Origin of the sequence: Streptomyces sp. M-16 (assembly GCF_052114405.1) — a bacterium.
In the GTDB taxonomy this organism is placed as follows: domain Bacteria; phylum Actinomycetota; class Actinomycetes; order Streptomycetales; family Streptomycetaceae; genus Streptomyces.
On sequence record NZ_JBFRER010000248.1, the window covers coordinates 1 to 7,413 of the forward strand.

The 7,413-nt window shown below is 73.8% G+C and carries 6 protein-coding genes and 1 pseudogene; 4 read left to right on the forward strand and 3 right to left on the reverse strand.

Features of this window, described 5'->3' with window-relative positions:
• From AB4039_RS41645 to AB4039_RS41655, 3 genes are all read right to left on the reverse strand, one after another.
• Window positions 1-667: NADH-quinone oxidoreductase subunit C (locus tag AB4039_RS41645; RefSeq protein WP_442273242.1), on the reverse strand; the 667-nt coding region annotated here is incomplete at its 3' end.
• Complete coding sequence (locus AB4039_RS41650; protein WP_266841090.1) at window positions 664-1,281, reverse strand: NADH-quinone oxidoreductase subunit B; 618 nt, start codon at window positions 1,279-1,281, stop codon at window positions 664-666. The genes AB4039_RS41645 and AB4039_RS41650, both read right to left, overlap by 4 nt.
• Window positions 1,272-1,679, reverse strand: a complete 408-nt coding sequence (locus AB4039_RS41655) for an NADH-quinone oxidoreductase subunit A (protein ID WP_030241197.1) — start codon at window positions 1,677-1,679, stop codon at window positions 1,272-1,274. The genes AB4039_RS41650 and AB4039_RS41655 overlap by 10 nt, the downstream gene beginning before the upstream one ends.
• Window positions 1,680-1,836: 157 nt before the next feature.
• Between AB4039_RS41655 and AB4039_RS41660 the strand changes: the two genes are divergently transcribed.
• The 4 genes and pseudogenes from AB4039_RS41660 to AB4039_RS41675 all read left to right on the forward strand — a co-directional run.
• The gene (locus AB4039_RS41660; RefSeq protein WP_266841088.1) at window positions 1,837-3,003 is read left to right on the forward strand and encodes a sensor histidine kinase; all 1,167 of its coding nucleotides are present in this window, start codon (window positions 1,837-1,839) and stop codon (window positions 3,001-3,003) included.
• A 1,242-nt stretch (window positions 3,004-4,245) separates the two neighbouring features.
• Window positions 4,246-5,562 carry a sensor histidine kinase gene (locus tag AB4039_RS41665; RefSeq protein ID WP_266841086.1) on the forward strand — a complete coding sequence of 439 codons (1,317 nt, stop codon included), beginning with the start codon at window positions 4,246-4,248 and terminating at the stop codon, window positions 5,560-5,562.
• Window positions 5,563-6,297: 735 nt separating this feature from the next.
• Complete coding sequence (locus AB4039_RS41670) at window positions 6,298-6,957, forward strand: response regulator transcription factor (protein WP_442273243.1); 660 nt, start codon at window positions 6,298-6,300, stop codon at window positions 6,955-6,957.
• A gap of 201 nt (window positions 6,958-7,158) precedes the next feature.
• A pseudogene (locus AB4039_RS41675) lies at window positions 7,159-7,413 on the forward strand (2-oxoacid:acceptor oxidoreductase subunit alpha); the annotation flags it as partial.

Genomic DNA, 7,413 nt, shown 5'->3' on the forward strand with positions numbered 1-7,413 from the left:
GGGCCTCCCCGGCCGCCCGCGGACGGCGGGCCGGGGCGCCTTCGCCGGCCGCGCGCGGGGTGCGGGCGGGGCGGGCGGGGGCCGGCGGGAGCTGGCCCTTGAGGGGACCCCACTCGTTCGGGTCGGGCACCCCGGGCGGCAGCATCTGCCGTCGCTTGGGCGCGTCCGGGTCGTGGGCCTCGCCCGGCTCCTTCGCTCCGGGCCACGCCTTGGCGACGCGCGCCGCCAGGACGAAGTCCTTGCGCAGCGGGTGCCCCTCGAAGTTCTCGGGGAGCAGCAGCGGGACGAGGTGCGGGTGGTCGGTGAAGGTCACGCCGAACATCTCGTACGTCTCGCGCTCGTGCCATTCGGCCCCGGCGTACACGGCGACGGCGGACGGCAGGGACGGGGCCGCGTGCGGGACGGTGGTGCGCAGCAGCAGGCGGCGCACGCGGTGGTTCTCCAGGGAGACGACGTGCGCGCAGATCCGGAAGCCCGTGCCGGGCTCGTCGACCGCGCTCAGCCAGTCGAAGTAGGTGCAGCCCAACTTGTCGCGGGCGATCTCCAGGGCGGGGATCCAGGATCCGACCGGGATGTCCACCGTGAGGACGTCGTAGGAGAAGGAGCCCACGGCCTCGGCGCCGAAGACGGTGGAGGAGGCGTCGGGGAGGGAGTCGTAGAGGTTCACGCGCCGGCCTCCGGGGCGGAGACGGGGGCGGGCGGGGGCGTGACGAGGCCGCTGGTGAGCTGCGAGACCGAGGGGGCCGCCGCGTACCGCTCCGCGAGGGACTCCCGAGCGATCTTCTCCTGGAGCTTGAGGATGCCCTGGAGGAGCGCTTCGGGGCGGGGCGGGCAGCCGGGGACGTAGACGTCGACCGGGATGATCTGGTCGACGCCCTTGGTGACCGAGTACGAGTCCCAGTAGGGGCCGCCGCAGTTGGAGCAGGCGCCGAAGGAGATGACGTACTTCGGCTCGGGCATCTGCTCGTAGAGCCGCTTGACGGCCGGCGCCATCTTGTCCGTCACCGTGCCCGAGACGATCATCAGGTCGGCCTGGCGCGGGCCCGGCGCGAAGGGGATGACGCCGAGCCGGATGAAGTCGTGGCGGGCCATGGAGGCGGCGATGAACTCGATGGCGCAGCAGGCGAGCCCGAAGTTGAACACCCACAGGCTGTAGCGGCGGCCCCAGTTCAGGACCACCTTCATGGGCTCCGGGGCGAGGCGGGAGAGGACTCCCAGGCGCTTGGGCTCCGGGAGCAGCTCGGGCTGGACCGTCACGTCCACCTGCGGTGTCACGTCCATTCGAGGACGCCCTTCTTGTACGCGTAGAGCAGGCCGACGGCCAGGAAACCGAGGAAGACGAACATCTCCACCAGGGTCGTGGCGCCGTAACCGGCGGCGGCGAACACCGTCGCCCACGGGAAGAGGAAGATCGAGTCGACCGCGAAGATGACGTAGAGGAAGGCGTAGACGTAGTAGCGGACCTGGGTGTGTGCCCAGCCCTCGCCCACGGGGTCCACACCGCACTCGTAGGTCAGCAGCTTCTCGGGGGTCGGGACGACGGGCCGCAGCAGGCGGCCGGCGCCGAAGGCCACCGCCACGAAGAGCACGCCGAGGACCGCGAGCAGGCCGACGACCGAATAACTCCGGAAGTAGTCCGCGGCGGTCACGGTCACGGTCGATACCGTTGGGTCGGGCACGTCCGTTTCCTCGTTCCTCGGCCACTGTCGACGATCTGGTTGATCTGGTACGGACGGGAGTCTAGGGCCTGGGCTGCGCGGGGTGGGGTTATCCCCCGTTCACTGCCGCCGGGCCGCCCCATGGCATCGGCCGGACGGAATTGGCAGGCTGTCCGGCATGACCGCGAACGATCAAGCTCCGTCCCCTCCTCCCGTCCGCCCCGCCTTCGACGCGGTCACGTGGAAGGAGATCGCTCATCTGCTGGGCAATCTGCCGGTGGCGCTGATCGGTTTTGTTTACACGGTGTTCATGGTCGCCACGGCCGGTGGCCTGTCCGTGACCGCCGTCGGACTGCCCCTGCTCGTTTGTGGTCTCTACGGGGCTCGCCTGCTCGGGAAGTTCGAGCGGATGCGCGCGCGGGCCCTGCTGGGGGTGCGGGTGGCCGAGCCGACCCCGCTGCCGGGGCCGCGGCGCGCGGGCGGGTTCTTCGCCTGGCTGTGGGCGGGCGTGAAGGACCCGGTGGGCTGGCGGACCGTGCTGTACGAGCTGGTCCGGCTGCCGTGGGGGGTACTGACCTTCACGGTAACGCTGACGGGACTGTTCGTGCTGTGGCCGGTCCTGCCGTACCTGGTCCGCGGCATGGCCAATGTGGACCGGGCGCTGGTACGGGGCCTGCTGTCGCCCTCGGACGAGCTGGAGCGGCGCATCGCGGAGCTGGAGTCGGGCCGCGGGGTGGTCGTGGACACGGCGGCGGCTGACCTGCGGCGCATCGAGCGGGACCTGCACGACGGGGCCCAGGCGCGACTGGTCGCCCTCGCGATGGGGCTGGGTCTGGCGAAGGAGAAGCTGCTGGAGGACCCGGAGGGGGCGGCGGCGATGGTCGACGAGGCGCACGGGGAGGTGAAGCTCGCCCTCCAGGAGCTGCGGGACCTGGCGCGGGGGATTCACCCGGCCGTGCTGACCGACCGGGGCCTGGACGCGGCCCTGTCCTCGGTGGCCTCGCGCTGCCTGGTGCCGGTGAAGGTGTCGGTGGACCTGCCGGCCCGGCCGGCGGAGGCGATCGAGGGGATCGCGTACTTCACCGTCTCCGAACTGCTGCAGAACGTCAGCAAGCACGCGGGGGCGCGGAGCGCGAGCGTCGAGGTGTGGCGGGCGGGGCCTCGGCTGTTGATCCGGGTCTCGGACGACGGGCGGGGCGGGGCGCGGATGGCCGGCGGGACGGGAACGGGGATGGCCGGTCTCGCGGAGCGGCTGCGGGCGGTGGACGGGGTGTTCGCGGTGGATTCCCCCGAAGGGGAGGGCACGGTGGTGTCGGCGGAGCTGCCGTGGCGGGAACGGGCGTAGGCGGTACGGGGCGGGGGCGGATCCGGGGCCCGCGCCGGGGGCGGGGCTGGGGCGAACCCGTCCCGGCGGGCGCCCGGCCAGGAGCCGGTACCCGAATCGGAGCCGGGGCCCGAATCGGAGCCGGGGCCCGGATCGGAGCCGGGGCCCGGATCCGGGATCAGGCTCGGAGCCGGGATCGGGATCCGGGGAGCGGATCGGGATCCGGGGAGCGGATCGGGATCCGGGAGCGACCGGGGAGCGGGGATCTAGCGGGGCTTTCGGCCGGGGCGGGCCGGGCCCCGCCCGTGTGTCCGGGGTTCGGGGGCGATCGTCCGGGTCTCCGAGGGCCCCGGATCGCGGGTCCCGGGGGCGGTCGTCCCGGCGGCCGGGGTCTGGGGTCCTGTGGGCGGGGTCAGGGGTGCGGGGGTCCGGAAGTGGGGGGCGGGACGGGACGGTGTGGGATGGGCCGCCGTCAGCGGGCCGGAGTAGGGCAGGCCGCAGCGGGGCGGGCCGCAGCGGAGCGGGCCACAGCGGAGCGGGCCGGAACGGGGTGGGTCGCAGCGGAGCGAGCCCCAGCGGAGCGAGCCGCAGCGGAGCGRGCCGCGCAAGGCAGGCCCCAGCGGAGCGGGCCGCGCAAGGCAGGCCCCAGCGGAGCGGGCCGCGCAAGGCAGGCCCCAGCGGAGCGGGCCGCGCAAGGCAGGCCCCAGCGGAGCGCGCAACGGGGTGGGCCAGGGCAAGGCAGGCCGCCACCGGGCAGACCGCCACCGGGCAGACCGCAGGGGGGGCCGGGCCGCAGCCGAGCGGGCCGAGCAAGGCAGGCCCCAGCGGGCCGGGCCGCAGCGGGCCGGACCGGAGCAAGGCAGACCGCAGGGGGCCGGGCCGCCGCGGAGCGGGCCGCAGCCGAGCGGGCCGAGCAAGGCAGGCCCCAGCGGGCCGGGCCGCAGCGGGCCGGACCGGAGCAAGGCAGACCGCCACCGGGCAGACCGCAGGGGGCCGGGCCGCCGCGGAGCGGCCGAGCAAGGCAGGCCCCAGCGGGCCGGGCCGCAGCGGGCCGGACCGGAGCAAGGCAGGTCGTCGCCGGGCAGGCCGCAGTGGGCCGGGGCGCAGTGGGGTGGGCCAGGGCGTGGCAGGCCGCCACCGGGCAGGTCGCGGTGGGGTGGGGTTAACCCCCGGGAGCAGAGGCCGACCCGCCGCATGGTCCGGAATAGGGCCGGGCGGCAGGCTGGGAGCCGTCAAGGACACGAGGAAGGGCGGGGCGGGATCATGGGCAACGGCATGGGCGGCAGCGACGGCCCGGGCGGCAGCGGGCTCGCCGCCGTGCTGCGGGCACCGGTGGCCGCGCGGACCTGGCGGGAGTTCGGGTACCTGCTGATCGGGCTGCCGCTGAGCGCCCTGTACTTCTGCGTCGCCGTGACGGGCGTGGCCGTCGGCGCCGGACTGCTCGTCACCTTCCTCGGGGTACCGGTCCTGGCCGGTGTCCTCGCGGTGTGCCGGGGCTTCGGGCGGATCGAGCGCGGCCGCGTACGGTCGCTGCTGCGGATGCCCGTCGCCGAACCGGCACCGGTCCGGGCCGGCAAGAGCGGGGCCCTGGCGAGCATGGGGGCGCTGCTCAAGAGCGGGAGCGCCTGGCGTCACGTGCTGTACTCGGTGGTGCACTTCCCGTGGGCGGTGTTCGCCTTCTGCCTCGCGCTGACGCTGTGGGCCTACGGGTGGAGCACCCTGCTGTACCCGCTGTGGTTCTGGGTGTTCCCCGCCTTCACCGACCAGCCCGGCCTGGAGCTCTTCCAGAACGGCGACTACCGCTTCTACCTCGACTCGCCCGTCGCCGTCGCGGCCACCTGTCTGGCCGGGCTCCTGGTCACCCTCGCCACGCCCTGGGTCATCCGCGCCCTGACCGGTGTCGAGCGGATCCTGGTCGGCGGGCTGCTGGGTCGCTCCCGCCTCGACGACCGGGTCCGGGAGCTGGAGTCCGACCGCGGGGTGGTCGTGGACACGGCGGCGGCTGACCTGCGGCGCATCGAGCGGGACCTGCACGACGGGGCCCAGGCGCGACTGGTCGCCCTCGCGATGGACCTGGGTCTGGCGAAGGAGAAGCTGACGGAGGACCCGGCGGGGGCCGCTCGGATGGTGGACGCGGCCCACGGGGAGGTCAAGGTCGCCCTCCAGGAGCTGCGGGACCTGGCGCGCGGGATTCACCCGGCCGTGCTCACCGACCGGGGCCTGGACGCGGCCCTGTCCTCGGTCGCCTCGCGCTGCGCGGTGCCGGTGAAGGTGTCGGTGGACCTGCCGGCCCGGCCGGCGGCGGCGATCGAGGGGATCGCGTACTTCACGGTCTCCGAACTGCTGCAGAACGTCAGCAAGCACGCGGGGGCGCGGGGCGCGAGCGTCGACGTGTGGAAGTCCGGGGGGCGGCTGCTGGTCCAGGTCGCGGACGACGGGCGGGGCGGGGCGGATCCGCGGGGCGGGACGGGGCTGGCGGGGCTCTCCGAGCGGCTGGACGCCGTGGACGGGGTGCTGGTCGTGGACTCCGAGGCGGGGCGGGGGACCACGGTGACGGCGGAGCTCCCCTGGCGGGCCTGACCTTGCCCTGGCCGGGCCTTTACGGGGCTTCCCCGGGGTTTCCCCGGGGTTTCCCCGGGGCTTCCCCCGCGCCCCGGCGCCCCCGCGCCCCGGCCGAGCCGCGGTGCCGGGTGCGGTGCCGCGGTGCCGCGGTGCCGCGGTGCAGTGCACGGTGCCGCTGCGCGGGGCTGCTCCCCGCCCCGCCCTTCGCCCGTTCCCCCCTCAGGCGCCGGGGAGGCTGCCGGCTCGGTGCGGGCCGTCTCCCGGGGGCTCCGCCCCCGGACCCCCACGCCTCAAACGCCGGCGAGGCTGGATTTCGCCAGCCCCGGCCCGGCGCCCGCCCGCCGCAAACGCCGACGAGGCCGCACTGTGCCAGGCACGGCCCGGCGCCCGCGCCACAACGCCGGCGAGGCTGGATTTCGGCCGGCACGGCCCGGCGCCCGCGCCTCAACCGCCCGCGAGGCTGGATTTCGGCGGGGTCGGCCCGACATCCGTCCACCTCACACGCCCGCGAGGCTGGATTTCAGCGGCCCCGGCCCGGCCTCCGCGCCCCACACGCCGCTGAGGCTGGAATTGGCCGGTGCGGCTTGATTGGACCGGATTTCGGTCGTCCCGCGCGTACTTGTTGACCAAGACCACCCTTTACCGGGCCTTTGGGCTGGGATGCTTGGCTCGGCCAGGGAAACCCGGCTGCCGGGAATGGGTTTGGTTTCGGATGACGAGTGGACGCGGGAGCTGCTGAACGTGGACGACAGGGTGCGGGTGGTCATCGCCGAGGATTCAGTGCTGCTCCGTGAGGGCCTGACCCGGCTGCTGACCGACCGGGGGCATGACGTCGTGGCCGGCGTCGGGGACGCGGAAGCCCTGATCAAGACGGTGGCGGACCTCGCGGCCGAGAACGCGCTGCCGGACRTGGTGGTGGCCGACGTCCGGATGCCTCCGACGCACACCGACGAGGGCGTACGGGCCGCCGTACGTCTGCGCCGGGAGCATCCCGGGATCGGGGTGCTCGTGCTGTCCCAGTACGTGGAGGAGCAGTACGCCACCGAACTGTTGGCCGGTTCCAGCACCGGAGTGGGGTATCTGCTCAAGGATCGCGTGGCGGACGTTCGAGAGTTCCTCGACGCCGTCGTCCGGGTGGCCCGGGGCGGTACGGCCCTGGATCCCGAGGTCGTGGCCCAGTTGCTCGGCCGGAGCCGCAAGCAGGACGTCCTGGCCGGTCTGACCCCGCGCGAGCGCGAGGTGCTGGGCCTGATGGCGGAAGGGCGCACGAATTCCGCCGTGGCCAAGCAGCTCGTGGTCAGCGACGGAGCGGTCGAGAAGCACGTCAGCAATATCTTCATGAAGCTCGGGCTGTCCCCGAGTGACGGGGATCACCGGCGCGTACTGGCGGTCCTCACCTATCTGCGGTCCTGATCGACTGACACTCTGTCAGGTAGAGCACACACCGGCACAGGTCGGGGGATTCGGAATATTCGCGTAGAGCACCACGTCTGTCGGACAGACCGGCCCGGAAGGGCCGGTCCAGAATGCGGGCGCCCAGGGGGCCGGAAATCCTCACGGACGTAGGGTTGGCCTTGGGAACGAACGCCCGCGCCTCGAAGGAGGTCCAGTTCAGTGACCAGCCAGGTCAGTAGCCCGGCCGAGCAGGCCGACGGGGCCGGTGGGTCCATCGGCGAGCAGCGCAGCGAGCATGCGGCGCCCGATGGCACCGGCAAGGAAATCCGCCGCGTGGACCGTGTGATCATCCGTTTCGCGGGTGATTCGGGTGACGGTATGCAGCTGACGGGTGACCGTTTCACGTCGGAGACGGCGTCGTTCGGGAACGATCTTTCGACGCTGCCGAATTTTCCGGCGGAGATCCGGGCGCCT

Excerpts from the sequence above, each read along its gene's own strand:
- AB4039_RS41650 (WP_266841090.1), bottom strand. The coding sequence starts at position 1,281 with ATGGACGTGACACCGCAGGTGGACGTGACGGTCCAGCCCGAGCTGCTC.
- AB4039_RS41660 (WP_266841088.1), top strand. The coding sequence starts at position 1,837 with ATGACCGCGAACGATCAAGCTCCGTCCCCTCCTCCCGTCCGCCCCGCC.
- AB4039_RS41665 (WP_266841086.1), top strand. The coding sequence starts at position 4,246 with ATGGGCAACGGCATGGGCGGCAGCGACGGCCCGGGCGGCAGCGGGCTC.